29 protein-coding genes are annotated in these 23,920 nt (G+C 38.5%); 25 read left to right on the forward strand and 4 right to left on the reverse strand.

What is annotated here, in order from left to right; translation table 11 throughout:
• Positions 1-8: 8 nt before the first annotated feature.
• The 14 genes from PAN07_RS03540 (at position 9) to PAN07_RS03605 (ending at position 11,024) form a co-directional block, all read left to right on the forward strand.
• Complete coding sequence (locus PAN07_RS03540; RefSeq protein WP_049515112.1) at positions 9-263, forward strand: hypothetical protein; 255 nt, start codon at positions 9-11, stop codon at positions 261-263.
• A gap of 65 nt (positions 264-328) precedes the next feature.
• Positions 329-649 carry a hypothetical protein gene (locus PAN07_RS03545; RefSeq protein WP_269797088.1) on the forward strand — a complete coding sequence of 107 codons (321 nt, stop codon included), beginning with the start codon at positions 329-331 and terminating at the stop codon, positions 647-649.
• A gap of 51 nt (positions 650-700) precedes the next feature.
• Positions 701-1,255, forward strand: a complete 555-nt coding sequence (locus tag PAN07_RS03550) for a DUF4304 domain-containing protein (RefSeq protein ID WP_269797089.1) — start codon at positions 701-703, stop codon at positions 1,253-1,255.
• Positions 1,256-1,406: 151 nt separating this feature from the next.
• Positions 1,407-1,766, forward strand: a complete 360-nt coding sequence (locus tag PAN07_RS03555) for a hypothetical protein (protein ID WP_269797090.1) — start codon at positions 1,407-1,409, stop codon at positions 1,764-1,766.
• A gap of 65 nt (positions 1,767-1,831) precedes the next feature.
• Positions 1,832-2,428 carry an SMI1/KNR4 family protein gene (locus PAN07_RS03560; RefSeq protein ID WP_269797091.1) on the forward strand — a complete coding sequence of 199 codons (597 nt, stop codon included), beginning with the start codon at positions 1,832-1,834 and terminating at the stop codon, positions 2,426-2,428.
• Positions 2,429-2,442: 14 nt separating this feature from the next.
• Positions 2,443-2,994, forward strand: a complete 552-nt coding sequence (locus PAN07_RS03565) for a hypothetical protein (RefSeq protein ID WP_269797092.1) — start codon at positions 2,443-2,445, stop codon at positions 2,992-2,994.
• Between the two features lie 59 nt (positions 2,995-3,053).
• Positions 3,054-3,659 carry a DUF6707 family protein gene (locus PAN07_RS03570; RefSeq protein WP_269797093.1) on the forward strand — a complete coding sequence of 202 codons (606 nt, stop codon included), beginning with the start codon at positions 3,054-3,056 and terminating at the stop codon, positions 3,657-3,659.
• A gap of 39 nt (positions 3,660-3,698) precedes the next feature.
• Complete coding sequence (locus PAN07_RS03575; protein ID WP_269797094.1) at positions 3,699-4,178, forward strand: NUDIX hydrolase; 480 nt, start codon at positions 3,699-3,701, stop codon at positions 4,176-4,178.
• A gap of 7 nt (positions 4,179-4,185) precedes the next feature.
• The gene (locus tag PAN07_RS03580) at positions 4,186-4,914 is read left to right on the forward strand and encodes a GNAT family N-acetyltransferase (RefSeq protein WP_269797095.1); all 729 of its coding nucleotides are present in this window, start codon (positions 4,186-4,188) and stop codon (positions 4,912-4,914) included.
• Positions 4,915-4,955: 41 nt separating this feature from the next.
• Positions 4,956-5,804, forward strand: a complete 849-nt coding sequence (locus tag PAN07_RS03585; protein WP_346658443.1) for a putative PEP-binding protein — start codon at positions 4,956-4,958, stop codon at positions 5,802-5,804.
• The gene (locus PAN07_RS03590) at positions 5,801-6,241 is read left to right on the forward strand and encodes an ASCH domain-containing protein (protein ID WP_269797096.1); all 441 of its coding nucleotides are present in this window, start codon (positions 5,801-5,803) and stop codon (positions 6,239-6,241) included. Before PAN07_RS03585 ends, PAN07_RS03590 begins: the two co-directional genes overlap by 4 nt.
• Before the next feature lie 122 nt (positions 6,242-6,363).
• A complete protein-coding gene (locus tag PAN07_RS03595; protein ID WP_269797097.1) occupies positions 6,364-8,910 on the forward strand; it encodes a M1 family metallopeptidase in 2,547 nt (848 codons plus the stop codon).
• Positions 8,911-9,025: 115 nt separating this feature from the next.
• Positions 9,026-9,697, forward strand: a complete 672-nt coding sequence (locus PAN07_RS03600; protein ID WP_269797098.1) for a response regulator transcription factor — start codon at positions 9,026-9,028, stop codon at positions 9,695-9,697.
• Complete coding sequence (locus PAN07_RS03605; protein ID WP_269797099.1) at positions 9,690-11,024, forward strand: HAMP domain-containing sensor histidine kinase; 1,335 nt, start codon at positions 9,690-9,692, stop codon at positions 11,022-11,024. Before PAN07_RS03600 ends, PAN07_RS03605 begins: the two co-directional genes overlap by 8 nt.
• 26 nt (positions 11,025-11,050) lie before the next feature.
• Here the strand turns inward: PAN07_RS03605 and PAN07_RS03610 are convergent, their stop codons facing one another.
• Positions 11,051-11,326, reverse strand: a complete 276-nt coding sequence (locus PAN07_RS03610) for a DUF3270 family protein (protein ID WP_269797100.1) — start codon at positions 11,324-11,326, stop codon at positions 11,051-11,053.
• Between the two features lie 368 nt (positions 11,327-11,694).
• Here PAN07_RS03610 and PAN07_RS03615 point away from each other — a divergent pair, with 368 nt between their 5' ends.
• The 9 genes from PAN07_RS03615 to PAN07_RS03655 all read left to right on the forward strand — a co-directional run bounded on the left by PAN07_RS03615 (position 11,695) and on the right by PAN07_RS03655 (position 19,741).
• Positions 11,695-12,750, forward strand: coding sequence for an ABC transporter permease (locus PAN07_RS03615; RefSeq protein ID WP_269797101.1), 1,056 nt, complete (start codon positions 11,695-11,697; stop codon positions 12,748-12,750).
• A gap of 13 nt (positions 12,751-12,763) precedes the next feature.
• Positions 12,764-13,444, forward strand: a complete 681-nt coding sequence (locus tag PAN07_RS03620; RefSeq protein WP_269797102.1) for an ABC transporter ATP-binding protein — start codon at positions 12,764-12,766, stop codon at positions 13,442-13,444.
• Between the two features lie 112 nt (positions 13,445-13,556).
• The gene (locus tag PAN07_RS03625; RefSeq protein WP_269797103.1) at positions 13,557-14,486 is read left to right on the forward strand and encodes a peptidase U32 family protein; all 930 of its coding nucleotides are present in this window, start codon (positions 13,557-13,559) and stop codon (positions 14,484-14,486) included.
• A 105-nt stretch (positions 14,487-14,591) separates the two neighbouring features.
• On the forward strand, positions 14,592-15,275 hold the full coding sequence (gene rpiA, locus PAN07_RS03630; RefSeq protein WP_269797104.1) for a ribose-5-phosphate isomerase RpiA: 684 nt from the start codon (positions 14,592-14,594) through the stop codon (positions 15,273-15,275).
• Positions 15,276-15,298: 23 nt separating this feature from the next.
• Positions 15,299-16,510, forward strand: a complete 1,212-nt coding sequence (locus PAN07_RS03635) for a phosphopentomutase (protein ID WP_269797105.1) — start codon at positions 15,299-15,301, stop codon at positions 16,508-16,510.
• Position 16,511: 1 nt separating this feature from the next.
• Positions 16,512-17,069, forward strand: a complete 558-nt coding sequence (locus tag PAN07_RS03640; protein WP_269797106.1) for a DUF1697 domain-containing protein — start codon at positions 16,512-16,514, stop codon at positions 17,067-17,069.
• Entirely contained in the window at positions 17,069-17,878 is an 810-nt protein-coding gene (locus PAN07_RS03645; RefSeq protein WP_269797107.1) for a purine-nucleoside phosphorylase, read from the forward strand. The genes PAN07_RS03640 and PAN07_RS03645 overlap by 1 nt, the downstream gene beginning before the upstream one ends.
• Positions 17,879-18,147: 269 nt before the next feature.
• Positions 18,148-18,858, forward strand: coding sequence for a purine-nucleoside phosphorylase (gene deoD, locus PAN07_RS03650; protein WP_178894854.1), 711 nt, complete (start codon positions 18,148-18,150; stop codon positions 18,856-18,858).
• A 151-nt stretch (positions 18,859-19,009) separates the two neighbouring features.
• Positions 19,010-19,741 (forward strand): NAD-dependent protein deacylase, encoded by a 732-nt coding sequence (locus tag PAN07_RS03655; RefSeq protein ID WP_269797108.1) that lies wholly within the window; start codon positions 19,010-19,012, stop codon positions 19,739-19,741.
• A 45-nt stretch (positions 19,742-19,786) separates the two neighbouring features.
• On the opposite strand, the gene PAN07_RS03660 is transcribed toward PAN07_RS03655, so the two are convergent.
• The 3 genes from PAN07_RS03660 to coaA all read right to left on the reverse strand — a co-directional run bounded on the left by PAN07_RS03660 (position 19,787) and on the right by coaA (position 21,579).
• The gene (locus tag PAN07_RS03660; RefSeq protein ID WP_269797109.1) at positions 19,787-20,293 is read right to left on the reverse strand and encodes a DNA topology modulation protein; all 507 of its coding nucleotides are present in this window, start codon (positions 20,291-20,293) and stop codon (positions 19,787-19,789) included.
• Positions 20,294-20,357: 64 nt separating this feature from the next.
• Entirely contained in the window at positions 20,358-20,606 is a 249-nt protein-coding gene (gene rpsT / locus PAN07_RS03665) for a 30S ribosomal protein S20 (protein ID WP_029689628.1), read from the reverse strand.
• Positions 20,607-20,658: 52 nt separating this feature from the next.
• Positions 20,659-21,579, reverse strand: coding sequence for a type I pantothenate kinase (coaA, locus tag PAN07_RS03670; protein WP_269797110.1), 921 nt, complete (start codon positions 21,577-21,579; stop codon positions 20,659-20,661).
• 459 nt (positions 21,580-22,038) lie between these two features.
• On the opposite strand from coaA, the gene PAN07_RS03675 reads away from it, so the two are divergent.
• Together PAN07_RS03675 and PAN07_RS03680 are read left to right on the forward strand one after the other, a co-directional pair.
• Positions 22,039-22,629 (forward strand): class I SAM-dependent methyltransferase, encoded by a 591-nt coding sequence (locus PAN07_RS03675; protein WP_269797111.1) that lies wholly within the window; start codon positions 22,039-22,041, stop codon positions 22,627-22,629.
• Positions 22,626-23,909, forward strand: a complete 1,284-nt coding sequence (locus PAN07_RS03680) for a pyrimidine-nucleoside phosphorylase (protein ID WP_269797112.1) — start codon at positions 22,626-22,628, stop codon at positions 23,907-23,909. The genes PAN07_RS03675 and PAN07_RS03680 overlap by 4 nt, the downstream gene beginning before the upstream one ends.
• Positions 23,910-23,920: the final 11 nt, after the last annotated feature.

The following is a 23,920-nucleotide window of genomic DNA, read 5'->3' on the forward strand; positions in this document are numbered from 1 at the left end:
GAGTTTATATGATAAATGTAACTGAAGAAATAATGAAATTAGTTGAATTAGTATTAAATAATAAAGAATCTAGAGAAAAAGTTTCTCAAAGGGCCTCTAGTTTAATTGAAAATATAGAGGCCAATGATCTTAAAGTTGAACCTGATGTTTTTTCTTTCTTGCAATATATTGAAGGCTATGATACACCTGATTTTGATAGAGAGTATTTATTTAGTCTTGATGATTTTAAAATTGAATTTAATAAGATTAAAAGTAAGTTTTAATCTTCAAGTGAAGATAGTATATGGATGAAGGTTATGATTAATGATGCAGTTATAAAATATAAGAGATGAAGACAACTTATTTTATTTATCGAGATAGTAATGCTACAGAAAGACAAAGTGATGGGGTTGAGTTCTGTAAAATACCTGAGTTCTATGATGATCAGATCTATTTTTATTGCGATGAATATATGCTCTTTTGGACGTCCATTGATGATGTGGGGGAGATAGACAAGGCTCGGGATTTTAAATTAAAGGGTCAAATAGTGCCAGCAACCCTAGAGGAAATCAGTAAGGAAGGTTTGATCAGTTCCATTCATTCTGTTAAGCAATATGCGATTGAGAACGGGAAAGTTGTAGGGATAACCTATATCCATTTAGATTCCTAGGAAAATGCAATGAGGAACTCTCCACATCCTGTTAGAAATAGAGGTAATGAAATGAAAGAGGCCAAAGAACTCTTCCTAAAAAATGGCTTTTCACGACTAAGGCGAACCAATAACTATTATAAAATCAATCATGATTTTTACACGGTCATCTATTTTCAACGAAAATCAGATGGTAGTGCCTATTTTGTGAATGTTGGCCTTCACCCCCTCTTTCTGGACGCGGGACTGTTAGAAGAAGTGGATTGTGCTTTACGGACGCGATTAGGTTCTATCGATCTTAGAAATGGCGTGGATCAAGCTGAATTGGAAAAGGCTGTCCAAGAGGCCATTGATTTTACTGCTCAGTATGCGTCGTATCCTACCGTATTTTCGAGCATAGATCCCGAGAAGGATCTTGAGAAGGATTGGTTGCTAAAACAATTCTCTATCACCAAAGTGAACTTATGCAGATTGTATGTTGAGTATTATGATTCAATCGATTCTAAGAAGTTGGCTTTAGATTTTGCAAACTATGGCTTATCCATTACACCTAAGATTGCCTCTGTACCTAAAAACTTCTTTAAAACCTATATTCGTTTGGGAGAAATAATCAAAACTACTTATTAGGTCGGAATGAAAGTGCTGATTTACTGATCAACATCCTGACGAAAGGAACCGGTAGGAGAAAAGAAATGAATTTTAATGAACTCATCGAAGAGGTTGAAAATAATGTTGACTTAGCATCCTATATCAATCTTGTACCAAAAGGAAATAAGAAATGAAAAACTATTTACTTGATGAAAGGCTATTTCAGTATCCTGAATCGTTTAAAAAATTGATTGAACTCAATTTAGTTGATTTTGATTGTTGGTATCTGTTGGATTCAGAATGGGCCCTATCTTTGTATGAGGGATTGCAGGAAAGATACCCAAGCAGAAAGTTGATTCCATTTGCTAAAAGAGGAGATTGTGATGATACAGCTTGTTTTGAAATAGGAAAGGACAATAAGGTCCAACTCATTCATGATTTTGCTGCCGAAGGATGGGAGCAACGGAAAGAGTTTAACGATTTTTGGGAATGGGTAGAATATGCGGTAAAATGCATGATAGAGTACAACAAAGAGGATGGGATTGAATAATCACAAGCTCTTTTCTAGGGACGAAGGAACTCGTCCCTAATGATCTACAAGGTAAGGAGAACAAAATGGAAATGATCACCCAATTATTAAATGAGATTGAAAAAAGTCTCCGACAGCTAAATCATCCTTGTGTAGACCATCTAAATCCGGGAATAACTTCTTTAAAAATTCAAGAATTGTTTGAGGAAATCCCATTACAGCCAAACCAGGACTTGCATGCTCTTTATACATGGAGAAACGGATCAAAAGATAGTGAGGGAATCACACTCGGTGAGCTGGCATTTTTTCCTGGCTTCTATTTGATGTCTCTGGAAGAAAGTATCCAGACCTACATGGAACTAAGAGCAAGAGATGTTTGGAACAAATTTTGGTTCCCAATTTTTGCCAGTGGAGGGGGAGATTTTTATGCCATGAACTTGGCTCCAGAATCTCAGGGTCAAATACATGGTGTTTACGTGTATGAAGAGGAACCTCAGGTCGAATACCGGTCATTGAAATCCATGCTCACAACCTTTAAAGTATGTTATGAACAAGGTGTTATTTTCAGGAATGAACAAGGCTACTTGGATATGGATTATAGGGAGCATGCTGAGGTAGCGCATGAGATAAATCCAGATGTGAAGATGTGGCTGGAATTCTTAAAGGAGACGGAAGAGGAATGACCAAGGAGAGAAAAATGGCAGTAGTGACTGTATTAAAAAAGATCATTAGACTCTATGAGGAAACAACGTTTATTCCCCAATCAGTGAGTTTTTCAGATGAAAAATTGAGGATCCAGTCCTCAGATTTGACAGGAGAATTACTTGATTATTATCAACACATAGAGTTCGATAAGGATTTGTTTTTTGCCAATCAAAATTTTAATATTGTTTTGTTGCCATTAGACTCTCCTGCAAGGACAGTCGAATCTTGGGCCTTACAAGATGTCCTTCAATTTAGTGAAGGGCAATACCAGATATTCGCTACTACAGATACAGACGATATTCTTTTTTGCGATATGAAAGATGAAAAATCCCCTGTTTACGCGGGCAGTCCTGGAAATCCTAATTTCTATAAACTCAGTGAAAGTTTGACGGAGTTTTTTGAGTTCTATTTCGCTTTTTCAAATTTCTGGGGTCAAAGAGAAGATGTCCCTCTGGAGGGATATATTGCAGGGACAGGTGATTTGATAGAGCGCTACCTTTCCCCAAGTGTCCAAACAACAGCGAAAGAATATCTATTTCGGTAAGATTGACCTGAGAAAAGCTTTTCTCAGTAACAAAAAGTGAATTGGATAGGAGAAAAGAAATGAATGTGAAAGAACTAATCGAAGAGGTTGAAAATAATCTTGAGTTAGTATCTTATTTAAACCTAGTTCCCAAAAAGAATAAGAAAACCCAAGCTAGCTATCTCGAATCGCTAAATCATCTGGCCTATTTACTTTATCTGGATGGTCAAGAAGAAATGGCTAAGAAATTATTAGATAAGATCATACAAGTTCCATTTGAAGGGAATTATAACACTTGGACCTTTGTTGCTAGCTCTCTGGTTTTATTGGCCTATCTGGAAAGAGAGACAGAAAATCAGGTATTCGTCTATAAGAAACTCCTTTTATCCCCATTAGAACAAGGGGAGGAATCCACTCAAAAAATAAGAAGGAGAGTTCATCAGAGATTTTTGAATGGTGAGAGCTTGGAGCAAAAGATTGCAAAAATCAAGCAAGCTTCAAGTTCTGAATCAGAAATGGAACGCCGTCTGTTATACTTGACAGATTTATTGAAAATTCACCTCTTTATTACTGAGTCAACTTGTGAAGAGACAGATATTCTGGCAAAAATTGAAGAGAATATGGAGATACTGAAGAAGTATATCAAAGAGCATGAAATCTATAGCCTCTTTCCTTTTAAGGGATAAGGTGAGCTGACAATCTTTGATTTTTAGAAAGAGTGGAATATGGAAATCAAAAATCACTTTGGTGTATACGGGGTCTGTCTTCAAGACGGGAAATTGCTTTGCATTGAAAAAACGAGAGGACCTTATCAGCATCGTTTTGATTTACCGGGTGGTAGCCAGGAAGTAGGGGAAGGGCTGACAGAAACCCTCAAGAGAGAGGTTCTGGAGGAGACAGGCTATACGCTTAGCCGTTATTCAAATCCTAGGATGTATGACGTGATGGTTCAAGAAGAGGGCAAAGATTTTGCAGTACACCATATCATGGCCTTTTATGATATCGTACTCGATTTAGAGAGCTCTCAACAATCCCTTCCTCAGGAGGTTCTTGATGGAAGCAATGATTCAGCAAATGCAGTTTGGTTGAATGTGGAAGAAATTACTGAAGACAATGCTTCTCCTTTAGTATTGAAGGTGAAGGCGGAGTTACGAGGATTTCCAGAATTAGAACTAACAAGTTATAGGAATTGGAAAGTGAAATAGAGGGATAATGGAACTATTTAAAACATGGAAGAAATATATGGTTCTCTATGGTCTTAAATCTCAAATCGGTACTGTTTATCGAAACAGTGATAGGACAACGAGCTTTTTTGATATTGGAAATTTTCTATACCTAGCAGGGGAGTTGGATTCCAGATTTTGGGAAGATTTTGTTAGGCAATATGGTTTAGATTATAAGATTATTATTTCAGAAGACACTAAGTGGCAAGATTTTCTGCATCGGCAAGGTGGGTTAATTTCTTTTACTCGCTATTCTTTTAAGGATAAGGCAAATTTTCAAGTTGAACTTCTAAATGATCTAGTTACTCAGTTAGAGGAAGGTTACAATATTGTGCCTATTGATAATCGTATTTATAACTGCCTTTCTGAGGAAGAATGGTCACAAGATTTACAGGGGGATTTTGAGTCCTACCAGGATTTTGCTTTAAAAGGTGGATTTGGCTTTGTGATTCTTAAAAATAATGAAGTGATTGCTGGGATTTCCTCAGGGTTAGTTTACCAAGGAGCAGTTGAAGTGGAAGTTGCAACTAGACCAAACGAACAAGGAAATGGATTTGCTAAAAAGCTTGGTGCTGCAATGATTTTAGAGAGTTTAAATAGAGATATGTTTCCACTTTGGGATGCTCATAACGAGGCTTCCAAAAAAGTAGCAGAATTTTTAGGATATGAGTTAGTTGAACCTTATGAAGCTTTTGAACTAGAGGAAAGTGTCGTATAATGATATCTGATATTGTATCTTTTAAGACGAGGTGAATGAACATGCAAAATCAACTAGCTCTTAGTGGCGAAAAAATTGTTGAAAAAGTTTATCCCCATTTATTGCACCACGTCGGCTTGATTCGTGGGGAATACTTGTTGAGAGAACTAAACCAAAACATACTATTACCAAATTGTCAACAATGTGTGAAAGATTATCTAGACACTATTTGTCATTTGTACTCAGATGAAGAAGTCTGGTATCGCTTTTCAGAGTTAACAAATGCAGAAGCAAATATCCTAGACGGGACTAAAGAGTATTTTGACGAACGCCACCCCTTATTTGGATACAGAGGTATCAGGCGTTTGTTGGCGTGTCCAGATGAATTTCAGGCTGAGACAAATGTTGTTACAGAAGTTTTTCAAACCAATCCCAATCTGTCTGTTATTTTTCCTTTTGTCAATGATGCCGAACAATTAAAACAAGCTATTACAGTATTGCGTCAGTATGGTTTTACCGGGAAAGTCGGCACGATGATTGAATTACCGTCAGCTTATTTTGGCTTGGACAGAATAATAGAAACGGGTATTTCAAAGATTGTAGTGGGAATGAATGATTTGACTTCTTTTGTTTTTGCGACTGTGAGAAATAGTCAATGGCATGATATAGAAAGTCCAATAATGTTAGATATGCTGAGAAATATGCAGGATAAAGCAAGGACGAAAAAGATAGATTTCGCCGTAGCAGGATATCTGAATGCTTCTTTCATACAAAAAATGAATCAAATGGATATCAAGTGTATTCTCCATTATAGTTCTATTCCAGAGATTTTTAATTTAGAGATTGACCATCCATATCATCTCAAACGTGTAAAAGAAGAAAGTAAAAAAAGACAAAGGAGCAACCCATGACACCTCAAGAAATGTGGAATGCCTACAAGCAAATCAACCCCTCTATTGGAGATGAAATAGACGCCTGGGCCTTTGGAGTGGCCCCAGATCTTTTAGCGGATCTGGTCTTTACAGGCGAAAAAACAGCAACAGCCTCAGCTTACGACCTCTACGAATTAGAGGACGAACCCCTTCCCCAAGAAGGGACCTTCGATGTCATTTTAGACAGTCAAAATCAGGCTGTCTGCATTGTCGAAATTACAAAGGTTTCTGTTCAGCCCTTCCATCAAGTGTCAGCCGACCATGCCTACAAGGAAGGTGAAGGCGATAAATCCTTAGCCTACTGGCGTCAGGTTCATGAGGAGTTTTTCACGGAGTGGCTGGAGGAAGCAGGTCTGACGTTTACACCTGACAGCAAGGTGGTTTTAGAAGAATTTCGCAAGGTCTACCCTCTGTAGACTACTAGAAGGAAGAAAGTTTTGGAAATCACTGTCCAAAGCGTTTTTCTGACTTAAAATATGATAAAATAGGTATGTTTGAACTAGAGCATATGCTCAGAAATATAGAATAGGAGAATATGATGCAAGCAGTAGAACATTATATCGAAAAATTTGTTCCTGAACATTATGATTTATTTTTAGACTTGAGTCGTGAGACCAAGACTTTTTCAGGAAAAGTAACCATTACCGGTCAAGCTAAAAGTGACCGTATTTCCCTTCACCAAAAGGATTTGGAGATTTCTTCAGTTGAAGTAGGAGGACAAGCTCGTCCATTTACAGTTGATAACGAAAATGAAGCCCTTCATATCGAACTTGAAGAAGCAGGTTCAGTTGAATTGGTTATGGCTTTTTCAGGTGAAATCACAGACAACATGACAGGAATCTATCCATCATACTACACAGTTGATGGAGTTAAGAAGGAAGTCTTGTCTACTCAGTTTGAGAGCCACTTTGCCCGTGAAGCCTTCCCATGTGTGGATGAGCCAGAAGCTAAAGCAACCTTTGACCTAGCACTTCGTTTTGATCAAGCAGAAGGTGAACTTGCTTTGTCAAACATGCCTGAGATTGACGTTGAAAACCGCAAAGAAACAGGTATCTGGAAGTTTGAGACAACACCTCGCATGTCTTCTTACTTGTTAGCTTTTGTGGCTGGTGATTTGCAAGGAATTACTGCTACAACTAAAAACGGTACTCTCGTTGGTGTTTACTCAACTAAGGCACACCCACTTTCAAATCTTGAGTTTTCACTAGATATTGCCGTTCGCTCAATCGAGTTTTACGAAGATTACTATGGAGTTAAATATCCAATCCCTCAATCTCTTCACATCGCCCTTCCTGACTTCTCAGCTGGTGCTATGGAAAACTGGGGGCTTGTGACTTACCGTGAAGTTTACTTGGTTGTGGATGAGAACTCAACCTTTGCTAGCCGTCAACAAGTAGCCCTCGTTATTGCCCACGAACTTGCTCATCAATGGTTTGGTAACCTTGTGACTATGAAGTGGTGGGATGACCTTTGGCTCAATGAAAGCTTCGCGAACATGATGGAATACGTCTGTGTGGATGCTATCGAGCCAAGCTGGAATATCTTTGAAGACTTCCAAACAAGTGGTGTTCCATCTGCTTTGAAACGTGATGCGACTGATGGTGTTCAGTCTGTTCACGTTGAAGTTAGCCACCCAGATGAAATCAATACGCTCTTTGATGGTGCTATCGTTTATGCGAAGGGTAGCCGTCTCATGCACATGCTTCGTCGTTGGTTAGGAGATGCTAATTTTGCTAAAGGCTTGCATGCTTACTTTGAAAAACACCAATACGGAAATACTATTGGCCGTGACCTTTGGAATGCACTCGGACAAGCATCTGGTCGTGATGTAGCAGCCTTCATGGATTCTTGGTTGGAACAACCTGGCTATCCAGTTTTAACTGCTACAGTTGAAAATGATGTGTTGAAGATTTCACAAAAACAATTCTTTATCGGTGAGCACGAAGATAAGAATCGTCTCTGGGTAGTGCCACTGAACAGTAACTGGAAAGGACTACCAGATACTCTGGAAACTGAAAGTATCGAAATTCCTGGCTATGCAGCGCTTCTTGCTGAAAACAAAACAGCTCTTCGTCTAAATACTGAAAACACAGCCCACTACATTACTGACTATCAAGGTGAATTATTGGATGCTATTCTTTCAGAATTAGTTGAACTTGATAATACAAGCAAACTACAAATCGTCCAAGAACGTCGCTTGCTTGCTGAGGCAGGACACATTTCATTTGCAGACTTACTTCCAGTCTTTGATAAACTTGCCAAGGAAGAATCTTACCTGGTTGTTGCTGCAGTTTCTCAAATTATTAGTGCCCTTGAGCGCTTTATCGATGAAGGAACAGAAGTTGAGAAAGACTTTAATAACCTCATTGCTAAATTGGCTCGTCACAACTATGAACGACTTGGTTTTGAAGCTAAAGAGGGTGAATCTGATGAAGATGAATTGGTTCGTCAATTAACTATTTCTATGATGATTCGTTCAATTGATGATGAAGCTAGTCAGGTAGCAAGTCAAATCTTTGAAGCCCATAAAGAAAAAATTGCAGGACTTCCAGCAGCCATTCGTGCTCAAGTCCTTATCAATGAGATTAAACACAATGAGACTAAGGACTTGGTAGCGACTTATCTAGACCTATACACTCATGCAACAGATGCAGTTTTCAAACGTCAATTAGCAGCTGCGCTTGCTTATTCTACAGATGCAGAAAATATCCAAACCTTGATTAATTCATGGAAGGATAAATTTGTGGTGAAACCACAAGACTTGTCTGCATGGTATTATCAGTTCTTAGGTCATAAGGAAACTCAGGAACCAGTTTGGGCTTGGGCGCGTGAAAACTGGGATTGGATTAAGGCTGCTCTTGGTGGAGATATGAGCTTTGATAGCTTTGTTATTCTGCCTGCCCATGTATTTAAGACAGAGCAACGCTTGACAGAATACAAGGCCTTCTTTGAGCCACAACTTTCTGACCTTGCCCTTAGCCGTAACATCGGTATGGGAATCAAGGAAATCGCAGCACGCGTTGAATTGATCAAGCGTGAAAAAGCAGCAGTTGAAGTAGCTGTTGCTCAATATAGCAAAGCTTAAAAGATTCTAGTCTAACTAGATTACAAAAACTCAACTTTCTCTTGGAAAAACAAGGGAAGTTGAGTTTTTTTTAAGATAATTTTGCTATAATGGATATAATAAGGAGGAATTTTTGATGATCAAAATTCTATTAGTGGAAGATGACCTAGGCCTGTCAAATTCAGTCTTTGATTTTTTGGATGATTTTGCAGATGTCATGCAGGTATTTGATGGTGAAGAAGGTCTCTATGAGGCTGAGAGTGGCGTTTATGATTTGATTTTATTGGACTTGATGTTGCCTGAGAAAAATGGGTTCCAGGTTTTAAAAGAATTGCGTGAAAAAGGTATTTCGACTCCTGTTCTGATCATGACGGCTAAGGAAAGCTTGGATGATAAGGGACATGGTTTTGAGCTGGGCGCAGATGATTATCTGACCAAACCATTCTACCTAGAAGAACTCAAGATGCGTATACAAGCCCTTCTCAAACGTTCTGGGAAATTTAACGAAAATACGCTTGCTTATGGTGATTTGACAGTTAATTTATCTACTAATGAGATTAAAGTCAATGATACTGTTGTTGAACTGTTAGGTAAAGAGTTTGAACTCTTGGTTTATTTCCTCCAAAACCAAAATGTCATCTTACCGAAAACTCAAATTTTTGACCGTTTATGGGGATTTGACAGTGATACAACCATCTCTGTAGTAGAAGTATATGTATCAAAAGTTCGTAAGAAATTAAAAGGCTCAGCCTTTGCTGAAAACCTTCAAACTTTACGTAGTGTTGGGTATATTTTAAAACATGTTTAGTAAAATAAGAAAGAATTGGTACACAGAAGATTTTAGTTACTTCGTCCGTAACTTTGGTGTCTTTACACTCATCTTCTCTGCTATGACCTTGATCATCTTGCAAGTTATGCACTCGAGCCTCTATACTTCTGTAGATGAAAAGTTGCAAGTTCTGAGTAGCAATCCTCAAGATGTGATTCAGTTGGCTTTAAATAGAGCGTCAGAGGATATAAAAGATCTGAACAATGAATCTGTTGCAAAATCGAGTGATAAGAAACCAACTGTTAGTTCTAATACAGAAGTAATCCTGTTCGATGAAAATCTGAATCAATTGTTAGCGGGGAATCGCTTTTTAGGCTTAGACAAGGTTACCTTTAATAAAAAGGATTTAAATCATATCCGCCAGCTTCATGTTCAGAATAGCTTTGGACAGGATGAGATTTATCGAGTTCTCCTAACAGAAATGCATATCGAGACTACCACGACAAATATTAAATACGCTGCAATATTAATCAATACCAGTCAGCTAGAGCAAATCAGTCAGAATCACGAACAGCTGATTGTAGTTGTAATGGCGAGTTTTTGGATTTTATCCCTCCTAGCTAGTCTATATCTGGCTAGAGTTAGTGTCAAACCCTTGCTTGAAAGCATGCAAAAACAACAGGCTTTTGTCGAAAATGCCAGTCATGAGCTTCGTACACCTTTAGCAGTTTTGCAAAATCGTTTGGAGACACTTTTTCGCAAACCTGAGGCTACCATTATGGAGTCTAGTGAGAGTATAGCTTCAAGTCTAGAAGAAGTTCGTAATATGCGCTTTTTAACAACCAATCTTCTTAATCTAGCCCGTCGTGACGATGGTATTAAACCAGATTTAGGTGAGGTTCAACCAGAATTCTTTAACACAATCTTTGCAAACTATGAAATGATTGCTACTGAGAATCATAAAGTCTTTCGTTTTGAAAATAGAATCAAGCGTACCATAATTACAGACAAGCTTCTCCTTAAACAATTAATGACGATTCTGTTTGACAATGCTGTGAAATATACAGAAGAGGACGGAGAAATAAATTTTGTGATTACTGCAACAGATCGCAACTTGTATTTGACTGTATCGGATGACGGCATTGGTATATCACAAGCAGATAAAAAGAAAATTTTTGACCGCTTTTACAGAGTTGATAAGGCTAGAACTAGACAAAAAGGTGGATTTGGTCTTGGTTTATCCCTAGCTAAACAAATCGTTGATGCTCTTAAAGGCTCTATCAGTGTTAAAGATAACAAACCTCATGGAACTATTTTTGAGGTGAAAATCGCTATTCAAACACCACCCAAACGTAAAAATAAATAAAAAAACCTTCGATGAATCGAAGGTTTTTATTTGAATCTTTTCTTGATAAAAGTACGTTGAATTTTCAAGGTTCCGAGACTAAGTCCTACGGCCAATACCAAGGATAGAATGGTATTTAATTTTAATGATAGGAATACAAAACTAAAGATTGCTAAAAAGACACAGAAACAAGCAATATTTACAAAGAAAAGAACTTCTTTTATACTAGTGACAGAAGTATTCTCTGGAATGTAATCTTGATACTGGGTTGTTTTTGTTCTTTCTTGTTCAAACTCATACGATTGTAATTTTCTTGCGGGCATTTCTCTCTCCTTACACTACACCTTCTATTTTATCATTTTTTATATTGAAAATTATTACAGGATTGTTACAAATTGCATAAATGCTATTTTTTGTCTCAAATCTCTCTTCTTGACACCCCTGCCGGAAAATGATAGGATGAGTAAACCGTTTAAAATTTATCATTTTTCTCTCATTTCAACGAGGGGAAATTTGATGGTTAAAACGAATAAAAATCATACACAGATGCAAATAAATTCAATTTTGAAGTAAGGACAGGATTCTTTTAAATTGATTCTAGTTGTTCATGTCGAGATAGTTTTCTATCTTTAGTGCTATGATAGAGGGGAGATATGTTCCCTCGACAACAGAATACTTAAAGGAGATTGGCATGTATCTTGCTATCAAAGAAATTTTACAGAATAAACTGCGTTACAGTTTAATTCTAACAACCATTTTTCTCATTGCTTTTATGGTCTTTTTTATGACCAGTTTGGCTCTCGGGCTTGTTCGGAATAACAGGGCTGCTATTGATAATTGGCAAGCAACAGGAGTTGTGCTATCCGATTATGCAAATGATAATTTGACTGCATCCTTTATACCAGAAAAAGACTACAAGGATAAGGTGTCTGAGGATGCTGTTCCCTTAAGCTATATGTTTGCTGTAACAAACTTGGTTAATAGTAGTGATAAAATTAATGTCTCCATTTTTGGCCAAGAGTGGGACAGTTTTATCTCTCCGACCTTGATTGAAGGACATTACCCAGAAAATGACCAAGAAGTTGTAGTGGATCAGTCTTTTGAAAATTATGGCATCAAACTTGGGGACGCAATTCAACTCAACGGGAGTGAGACAAGTTTTAAGATTGTAGGTTTGACCAAAGGAAATAAATTTTTCACGGAACCTGTTGTCTTTACAAGCTTAACAACGTATTGGAATTTACAAGGAACAACAAAAGCCAATCGTTCAATCTCTGCATTGGTATTGCAAAATGATGTAGAAGTGACTGGCGATGGTTTGAAGCAGATTTCTATTCAAAAAATGATTTCGAAAATTCCTGGCTATACCCCTCAGGTCAATGTATTCTCAGGAATGATTCTAGCTATGATCGTCATTACAGGTTTAATTGTAGGAATTTTTATCTACATCATTACTATTCAAAAATTAGGCCTCTATGGAATTATGCGAGCGCAAGGGATTCAGATAAAATCCATCGTATGGTCCCTTTTCTGTCAAATCTTTCTCTTATCTGGTTTGGGTATCGGATTGGCCTTAGTAGCCATTGGGGCTGTCATTTTAGTCTTACCTGCAACCTTCTTTTTCTATCCTAGTTGGCTGGCATACTTTGTGTTAAGTCTAGTCATTTGCTTGATGGCACTTCTAGGTGGCGTCATTTCGCTTCCGCGTCTACTTAAAGTAGATCCAATTACAGCGATTGCAGAATGATAAGGAGAATGATATGACGACATTTATTGAGATGATTCAAGTGACAAAAACATATGGCGAAGGCAATATGAAAGTTACAGCTCTCCATGAGACCGATTTTCAGCTAAAAGCTGGGGAGTTTGTAGCGATTGTAGGACCTTCTGGATCAGGGAAAACAACCTTTTTAACGACTCTGGGCCAACTTCAGGAAGCTTCAAGTGGAAAGATTCTAGTAAAGGGAAAAGAGACTGGGCATTTATCTGAAAAAGAAAAAACGGATTTGCGCTTTAGTGAATTTGGTTTTATCCTCCAGGCTTCAAATCTGATTCCCTTTTTAACGGTTAAGGAGCAATTAGATTTAATTGACCGTTTGGATAAAAAGAAATCTATAAAAAGTGACCGACAAGAGTTGTTCAGTTTGTTGGACTTGGAAAAGGTTCAAAACCACTATCCCAAAGCTCTCTCTGGTGGAGAACGTCAACGAGCTGCAATTGCTAGAGCCCTATACAATAATCCGAGTATCGTGCTTGCAGATGAGCCGACAGCTAGCTTGGATACACAACGTGCTTATCAAGTGACGGATATGTTGGCTTCAATTGCTCATGAGCAAGGCAGGGGAGTTGTCATGATTACGCATGATACTCGCTTGCTAGATAAGATTGACCGTATTTATGTGATGAATGACGGACGACTTGTTGAAAAGACACAGGCATAAATCTAAAAAGTGAACTGTTATTGATACGGTTCACTTTTTTTAAAAAATTTGGACTAACAAGTCCCACTTTTCTGTATAGCTGATTTTTTGGAAATGTGGTATAATTTTCTCTATGGAAAAGATTATCATTACAGCAACTGCTGAAAGTATTGAACAAGTAAAACAGCTACTTGAAGCTGGTGTCGACCGCATTTATGTCGGTGAGAAAAATTTTGGTCTTCGTTTGCCAACTACCTTCAGTCATGAAGAATTGCATGAAATCGCAAAAATTGTTCATGATGCCGGTAAGGAATTAATCGTTGCGGTCAATGCTCTTATGCACCAGGATATGATGGACCGTATCAAGCCATTCTTGGACTTTTTAGAGGAAATCAAGACGGACTACATTACTGTTGGGGATGCAGGTGTCTTTTACGTTGTCAACCGTGATGGCTATTCTTTCAAAACGATCTACGATGCATCAACCATGGTCACTAGCAGTCGTCAGATTAATTTCTGGGGACAAAAAGCAGGAGCATCAGAAGCTGTTTTGGCGCGTGAAATCCCATCTGCAGAACTCTTCAAGATGCCTGAGATTTTAGAAATTCCTGCTGAGGTCTTGGTATACGGTGCTAGTGTTATCCACCATTCGAAGCGTCCACTCTTGCAAAACTACTATAATTTCACACAGATTGATGATGAAAAATCTCGTCAACGTGACTTGTTCTTGGCTGAGCCAAGTGACCCAGAGAGCCATTATTCTATTTTTGAAGACAATCATGGGACTCATATCTTTGCTAACAATGACCTTGATTTGATGACCAAGTTAACAGAATTAGTTGAGCATGGATTCACTCATTGGAAACTTGAAGGTCTCTACACTCCAGGCCAAAATTTTGTAGAAATTGCAAAACTCTTTATCCAAGCGCGTAACTTGATTCAAGAAGGCAAGTTTACACATGACCAAGCCTTCTTGCTCGATGAAGAAGTTCGCAAGCTTCATCCTAAAAATCGTTTCCTTGATACTGGATTTTACGATTACGATCCTGATATGGTTAAATAAAGATCACAAAACCCGACATAAATTGTTCGGGTTTTTCTAGTGCAAGGATGAATTTAAAGCGTATTCATGCTATAATAGAAATAGCTCTACTTTGGAGGTGTAAAAGTGGAAAATCTGAAAAAAATGGCAGGAATTAAGGCTGCTGAGTTCGTCAAGGATGGTATGGTTGTCGGACTTGGAACAGGCTCAACTGCCTACTATTTCGTAGAAGAGATAGGTCGTCGTATCAAGGAAGAAGGCTTGCAGATTACAGCGGTAACGACTTCTAGTGTAACCAGCAAGCAAGCAGAAGGACTCAATATTCCTCTTAAGTCAATTGACCAAGTGGACTTTGTTGACCTGACAGTCGATGGTGCAGATGAAGTGGACAGTCAGTTTAATGGCATCAAAGGTGGTGGAGGTGCCCTTCTCATGGAAAAGGTCGTCGCAACTCCATCCAAAGAATATATCTGGGTCGTTGATGAAAGTAAATTAGTCGATAAACTGGGAGCCTTTAAACTTCCAGTAGAGGTTGTTCAGTACGGTGCCGAACAGGTCTTCCGTCGATTTGAGAGAGCTGGTTATAAACCAAGCTTCCGAGAAAAGGATGGCCAACGTTTTGTGACGGATATGCAGAACTTTATCATTGACCTCGCCTTGGAAGTGATTGAAGATCCAATTGCTCTGGGACAAGAATTAGATCACGTCGTTGGTGTCGTTGAGCACGGCTTGTTTAATCAAATGGTGGATAAGGTCATCGTTGCTGGACAAAAGGGCGTTCAGGTTTTAACTTCAACAAAAGCGAAATAATCAAAATAATAAGGAGACATACTATGACAAAATTTAATCGTATTCACTTGGTAGTATTAGATTCTGTAGGAATCGGTGCAGCACCAGATGCTCATAACTTTGTCAACGCTGGTGTTCCTGATGGTGCATCGGACACGCTTGGACATATTTCAAAATCAGTAGGTTTGAATGTTCCAAATATGGCAAAACTTGGTCTTGGGAACATTCCTCGCGAAACACCATTAAAGACAGTTCCAGTTGAGAGCAATCCAACAGGTTATGCGACTAAACTTGAAGAGGTATCTCTAGGTAAAGATACCATGACTGGTCACTGGGAAATCATGGGACTCAATATCACTGAACCTTTCGATACTTTCTGGAACGGTTTCCCAGAAGAAATATTGACTAAAATCGAAGAATTTTCAGGACGCAAGGTTATACGTGAAGCTAACAAACCTTACTCAGGAACAGCTGTCATCGATGACTTTGGACCACGCCAAATGGAAACTGGCGAGTTGATTATCTATACATCAGCTGACCCAGTTCTTCAAATCGCAGCCCACGAAGACATTATTCCTTTGGATGAACTCTACCGTATCTGTGAATACGCTCGTTCGATTACTTTAGAGCGTCCAGCTCTTCTTGGACGTATTATTGCTCGTCCTTATGTTGGTGAGCCTGGAAACTTCACACGTACTGCAAATCGTCGTGACTTGGCTGTATCTCCATTTGCCCCAACTGTTTTGGACAAATTGAATGAAGCAGGTATCGATACATATGCAGTTGGTAAGATTAACGATATCTTCAACGGTGCAGGTATCAACCACGATATGGGCCACAACAAATCAAACAGCCACGGTATTGACAACTTGATCAAGGCTATGAAATCAGAAGACTTCAAACATGGCTTCTCATTTACAAACTTGGTTGACTTCGATGCCCTATATGGACACCGTCGTGATCCACACGGCTATCGTGATTGCTTGCATGAGTTTGATGAGCGCTTGCCAGAAATTATGGCAGCAATGAGAGAAGATGACCTTCTTTTGATTACTGCTGACCATGGTAACGACCCAACCTATGCTGGTACAGACCATACTCGTGAATATATCCCACTCTTGGCATACAGTCCAGCCTTCAAAGGTAGTGGCTTGATCCCAGTTGGGCACTTTGCCGACATCTCAGCAACGATTGCGGATAACTTTGGCGTTGAAACTGCCATGATTGGTGAAAGTTTCTTAGATAAATTGGTATAAGATGACACGATATGCTTTACTTGTTCGGGGCATTAATGTAGGTGGAAAGAACAGGGTAGGCATGGGTCAGTTGCGTCAAGAATTGACGGAGTTGGGATTAGAGAGTGTTGAAAGCTACATTAATAGTGGCAATATTTTCTTTGACACAAATATGACTAGAACTCAGTTAGTTGAGGATTTAAAGGGATTCTTTGAAAGACACTATCCATTTATTCAGAGTTTTTCCTTGTTGAGTCTTGAAGACTATGAAGAGGAGCTTAGAAATCTTCCCGATTGGTGGAACCATGAGATGGCTCGAAAGGATGTACTCTTTTACACTGAGGGCTTGGATAGGAAATTTGTAGAAGAGAAGTTGCTCGCGTTGAAGCTAGGAGAAGAAGTTCTTCATTTTGGGAAACTAGGAATCTTTTGGGGCAAATTGTCAGAAGAGACCTACGCTAAAACAGTCTATCACAAACAACTACTGAAGTTGCCTTTCTATTGCAATATTACCATTCGTAACGCTAATACCTTTGATAAAATTGGTCAATTTTTAAAACATAAAAAAGGAGATAGATAATGACATTATTAGCAAAAATCAATGAAACAGCTGCTTTTTTGAAAAGTAAGGGAGTAGAAGCACCTGAGTTTGGTCTAATCCTTGGATCAGGACTTGGAGAACTGGCAGAAGAAATCGACAATCCAGTTGTTGTAGACTACGCTGAAATTCCTAACTGGGGTCGTTCAACAGTTGTTGGACACGCTGGTAAATTGGTGTACGGTGAGCTCGCAGGACGTAAGGTTTTGGCCCTTCAAGGACGCTTCCATTTCTATGAAGGAAATCCTCTCGAGATTGTGACTTTCCCAGTTCGTGTCATGAAGGTTTTGGGCTGTGAAGGGGTGATTGTAACCAACGCTGCTGGTGGTATCGGCTTTGGTCCAGGTACCTTGATGGCAATCACTGACCACATCAACATGACGGGTCAAAACCCATTGATTGGTGAAAACTTGGATGACTTCGGTCCACGTTTCCCTGATATGTCAAAAGCATATACCCCAGAATATCGTGCTACAGCGCATGCAGTTGCTGAAAAACTAGGTGTTAAACTTGATGATGGTGTTTATATCGGTGTAACTGGTCCAACTTACGAAACTCCAGCTGAAATTCGTGCGTATAAGACACTTGGGGCAGATGCTGTCGGGATGTCAACAGTTCCTGAAGTCATCATTGCAGCTCACTCTGGCCTAAAAGTCCTTGGTATCTCATGCATTACTAACTTTGCTGCAGGTTTCCAAGAAGAACTCAACCACGAAGAAGTCGTAGAAGTGACAGAACGAGTTAAGGGCGACTTCAAAGGCTTGCTTAAAGCTATTCTTGCTGAATTGTAATAAACATTAATAAAAGAAAGGTAGGGCGTGTGTTCAGATTTGAACACGAGCGGAAATCTTTTCTACAAACAAAAAATGAAAGGATGGGTAAACTGTATTAGCTGAACTGAATACTGTTTACTCTTCTCTAAATCATAAAAATTAAGAAAGAAAGGAATTGAACCCACCCTAAAAGCAGTGGGAAAAAGATAGTTGGTCTAGCGAGCATCGCTCACTGCGCCCAACTCCTATTTTCCCTTTGCTTTTTGACGGGTTTGGTATCTTATATTATGTCTATCCATATTGCTGCTAAGCAAGGTGAAATTGCTGATAAAATTCTTCTTCCTGGGGATCCTCTTCGTGCGAAATTTATCGCTGAGAATTTCCTTGAAGATGCTGTTTGTTTTAACGAAGTCCGTAACATGTTTGGCTACACTGGTACTTACAAGGGTCACCGTGTATCTGTTATGGGAACTGGGATGGGGATGCCATCCATTTCGATTTATGCACGCGAGTTGATTGTTGACTACGGTGTGAAGAAATTGATCCGTGTGGGAACTGCTGGTTCTTTGAATGAGGATGTACACGTTCGTGAATTGGTCTTGGCTCAAGCAGCTGCAACCAACTCAAACATCATCCGTAATGACTGGCCTCAATACGATTTCCCGCAAATCGCTAGCTTTGATTTGCTAGATAAAGCCTACCACATTGCCAAAGACCTTGGCATGACTACACACGTAGGTAATGTTTTGTCATCTGATGTCTTTTACTCAAACTACTTTGAAAAAAATATCGAACTTGGTAAATGGGGAGTCAAGGCTGTGGAAATGGAAGCAGCAGCTCTTTACTATTTGGCTGCTCAACACCATGTTGATGCTCTTGCCATTATGACGATTTCTGACAGCTTGGTTAACCCAGAAGAAGACACTACAGCTGAAGAACGCCAAAACACCTTCACTGATATGATGAAGGTTGGTTTGGAAACTTTGATTGCTGAATAAGACTCTTGGCTTTGAAGCTAATCTTCTTGCTTGCGATTTTTAATAGCTGAAAGCTTGATATCCAATAATCATCAAATAAAGTTGAAAGCCCAGTTTGTAATAGCTAAAGGTTTTCAACTTTTTTCGAACTAAAGACTGAAGGAGAAGTAAGATGGATAAAATTGAACAATTACAGGAACTGATAGACCAAAGTCAAAGCATTGTTTTTTTCGGTGGAGCAGGAGTTTCTACTGAGTCTAATATTCCAGATTTTCGTAGTTCAGACGGCTTATATAGTCTTAAGTTAGGTAGGCATTTTTCTGCGGAACAATTAGTTTCTCATACTATGTTTGTACGTTATCCAGAGGAATTTTTCGATTTTTACAAAAAACATCTCGTATATCCAGAAGCTAAGCCAAATTTAGCCCATTATTATCTGGCTTCATTAGAAAAGGCCGGTAAGCTGAAGGCTGTTGTAACTCAAAATATCGATAGTCTTCACGAGATGGCAGGTTCGAAGAAGGTTTTGAAGCTACATGGTTCTGTGGACCGAAATTACTGTCTTGGCTGTCATCGATTTTATGATTTAAATAGTTTTTTGGCTCTCGAAGGTCCTGTTCCATACTGCCTAGATTGTGGCCAGGTTGTTAAACCCGATGTGACCCTTTATGAGGAGCCACTTGATATGGATGTTTTTAGTCAAGCGGCTCAGGTTATCCAGAAAGCTGATTTATTGATTATTGGTGGGACTTCTTTGGTTGTTTATCCTGCAGCTAGTTTGATTAATTACTTCTCAGGTTCAAAACTTGTTGTTATAAACAAGTCAAGTACTCCTCAAGACAGTAGAGCTGATTTAGTAATTGAGGGAAAAATTGGAGAAGTCTTTTCTAAATTGAGACAATAAAATATACAAAAATATATATAAAATGAGGGCTCAATTTTTGAGTCCTCATTTTTGATTTAAGAATTGATCTAGTTCTCTTTGATTGTTAATAATCGTAATTTTTCGAGTATAATCGAGAAAAATTCTTTTGTACTGATTTTTGTGTACAGAGCTACGACCATCCCAGAGAATCCAGCGGATAAACTCCCAGTTGAATTGTTCAGGGCAGCCAGCTGCCATGCTTTCTCTAACTTTGCCTCTATATTTGAGATAGCGTCTAAAGGCTCTAAAAAGACAAGACCAGGACGAAAAATTAAGAAAGATGATTTGGTCAGCCTCTTCCATCCTTTCTTCATAGCAACACCAAGTATAGTTGCCATCAATAACCCAGTTCTCGTTTTTCGCTAAAAAAGTCTGCATTTCTTTTAGCATCCAATCTCGATTACTTTCTTGCCATCCTGGTTGAAATTGGAGAGTATCTATATGGAGTTTAGGAATGGAGTAGTAAGTGGCAAGTTTGTCTGCTAGAGTTGATTTTCCTGACCCAGAGTATCCAATTATAGAAATTTTCATGTTGTTCCCTCTAAAATTTGGTACAAAAAAAGCTCCGTAGAGCTCATTTTGTTTTTAGTCTTGATTAACCAAGTTTAGCAGCAAGACGTGCTTTATCACGGCTAGCTTTGTTTTTGTGGATCAAACCTTTAGTTTCTGCTTTATCGATAGCTGAGCTTGCAGCACGGTAAAGTTCTTCAGATGGGTTTGCTTCAAAAGCTTTGATAGCAGTACGCATAGCTGATTTTTGAGCTGAGTTTTTTTCGTTTTGTTTAACGTTCAATTCAGCACGTTTGATAGCTGATTTAATGTTTGCCAATGTTCTTACCTCCATATTTACTAACTATACCATTATATCTGAAAACTTATATTTTGACAAGGGGAAATCATTTTTTTAAATAAATTTCATCAATTTCGTGATTTTTAGACTTATGGAGAATAACTTCAGCCCGATTTCGTGTCGGTTCTATATAGTTTTGGAGGTTAATCAGATTAATACTTGTCCAAACTTGGTGAGCTAAATCCTTTACTTCACCTAAAGGTAGCTGAGTGTAGCTATAGTAGTAGCTATCAGGATCATCCTGAGCCAAACTTAATAATTTTAGGAATCTATCTAAATACCAACTCTCGATATCCTCTACAGATGCGTCAACATAAATTGAAAAATCAAAGAAATCAGTTATATAGAGACGAGCATTTTGAGGATTTTGGAAAACATTAATTCCTTCAACAATTACAAAATCAGCGGCTTCTACTCGTTGCTTTTGCTCTGGGACGATATCGTAGATTTCATGAGAGTAGACTGGGATATCAACATCTTGACCATTCTTAAGTTGATCAAGGAAATTGATGAGAGCTTCCATGTCATAACTTTCTGGGAAACCTTTCCTAGTCAAAATACCTCGTTCGATTAAGGTATCATTAGGGAATAGGAAACCATCAGTTGTAACTAACTCTACTGTAGCTCCAGGAACAATACGTGAAAGCAATATTTGTAAAAGACGACTTGTAGTAGATTTTCCAACAGCCACACTCCCTGATACACCAATGATAAAGGGCTGGATTTTACTTTCTCTTTGAAGGAAAATACTTTTAGAGAATGCAAGGTCTTCTTTTGAACGCTTGTAGATTTGAATCAGATTCGCAAGTGGTAAATAAATATCTGTTACATCATCTAAGCTAATTTGGTCATTAAAACTCTTGATTGAATCCAATTCGTCTTCAGTCAAAGGTGGAGTTGTTTTACGATGTAAAGATTGCCACGTTTTTCGGCTTATTTTTTCAAAATGTAAAAATTCATTAGTCATATTTATTCCTCGTTAACTATCCCAGTATATCATATTTCCTTTATAAAAGGGGAACAAATGATTTGAGAAAAAGCGCTTTCTTTGTTAATATATAAGTAAAGATTACATATAAGGGAGGGTCAAGTGACAGAGGTTTTTACAGAAAAAAGACTCGGATGGTCAATCCTTTTAGTAGTCTTTTTATGGTTGTCTCCAACCTTCTTTAACCTTAATATCTCAATTGGAAATCAGCAATATAGTTGGGGCTATTTGGTACTCTTTGTTTTATTACCAACTTTTTGTATTTGTTATATAATTTTAGCTTTTCTAAAAAGACAATGGTGGCTGATATTGATTGGTCTAGCTTGCCTATTTTCTTTTTTTATCAGTATGTTGATAGGCTATATCTTTTTAGGTCCATAGTTGGTATAGACCTTGTAAACGATTCAAATTATCTTATTTTTATGGTAAAATAATACTATGAGTAAAATGTATTATGCAGAAAATCCCGATGCAGCTCATGATATTCATGAACTAAAGGTTGAGTTACTGGGACAAAATATGAGCTTTCTGACGGATGCAGGAGTCTTTAGCAAAAAAATGATTGATTTTGGAAGTCAATTGTTGTTAAGATGTCTTGATGTCAAAAAAGGTGAAAAAATTCTTGATGTTGGTTGTGGCTATGGTCCACTAGGTTTGTCTCTAGTTAAAGCTTATGGGGTTGAGGCAGCCATGGTGGATATCAATAGTCGTGCTTTGGATTTAGCCCAGCAAAATGCTGTGAGAAATAAAGTTCAAGCAAGCATCTTCCAGTCCAATATTTATGAGCAAGTTGAAGGTCAATTTGATCATGTGATTTCGAATCCACCCATTCGTGCAGGAAAGCAAGTTGTTCATGAAATCATCGAGAAAAGCATTGATTATCTTGTAGACGGTGGTGATTTGACCATTGTTATCCAGAAAAAACAAGGAGCTCCAAGTGCCAAAAACAAGATGGAAGAAGTATTTGGCAACTGCGAGGTTGTAAAGAAAGATAAGGGATATTATATCCTTAGAAGTGTGAAAGAATGAGAGCAGTAGATCTAATCCAGAAAAAAAGAGACGGACAAGAACTAACTTCGAGTGAAATCAAGTGGTTGATTGAAGGTTATGTTGCTGGAACAGTTCCTGACTACCAGATGTCTGCTTTTGCTATGGCTGTTTATTTTAAAGGTATGACCACTAGAGAGATCTCTGACTTGACCATGAATATGGTGAAGACAGGTCAGGAATTTGATTTATCAGCTATTAAAGGTATCAAGGTTGATAAACATTCTACAGGCGGAGTCGGTGATAAGGTTACCTTGATTTTAGCTCCTTTAGTCGCTAGTTTTGACGTACCAGTTGCCAAGATGAGTGGTCGAGGTTTGGGACATACAGGTGGAACCATTGACAAATTAGAGTCCATCAAAGGCTTTCAAGTCGAACGCAGTCAGGATGACTTTATCAAACAGGTTCAGGATATCGGGGTTTCGGTTATTGGCCAATCTGACCAACTGGTTAAAGCTGATAAACTTCTTTATGCCCTTCGTGATGTGACAGCAACGGTTGATACCATTCCTTTGATTGCTAGCTCTGTCATGAGCAAAAAGATTGCTGCTGGAGCAGATGCTATTTTGCTGGATGTTACAGTCGGTGAAGGTGCCTTTATGAAGACAGTTGATGAGGCGCGTGAATTGGCTCAAACCATGGTAAACCTTGGTAAGGCTGTAGGTCGTAAGACAGTAGCAGTCATTACAGACATGAGTCAACCATTGGGACGTGCCATTGGGAATCGCTTGGAAATTCTAGAAGCACTAGATATTCTTCAAGGAAAAGGACGTCAAGATATTAGTCACTTTATCTGTGAGTTAGCTCAGATTATGCTTTCTCTGGCAAATGTTGAAAAAACTGTTGAGGAAGTGAAAAAGCATCTTGAGAATGGCAAGGCTCTTAAAAAATTTGAAGAGATGGTTCTTGCTCAGGGTGGTGATTTAGAAGATCTCTATCGCCCTGTGAATGTTGCTCATGTTATAGAAATACCAGCACATGAGGAAGGTGTCATTGCAGAACTACCAGCTATGGAGTTTGGTTTATACGCTATGAGACTGGGTGCTGGTCGTGCAGTCAAAACCGATGCTCTTGACTATGAGACAGGGATTGTTTTTGAGAAGAAAGTTGGAGAATCAGTCAAAAAGGGTGAAATTGTCGCAAAAGTATATGCAAATGGCAAAATTTCTCCGGAACTAGTTACAGATTTCCAAAAATATGTTAAAATTAAGGTAAGTGATGAAGCGTTAACATTACGTGAAATCATTGAAATTATCTCCTAATTTAAGGAAAA

It is taken from the genome of Streptococcus sp. SM5, from assembly GCF_027497975.1.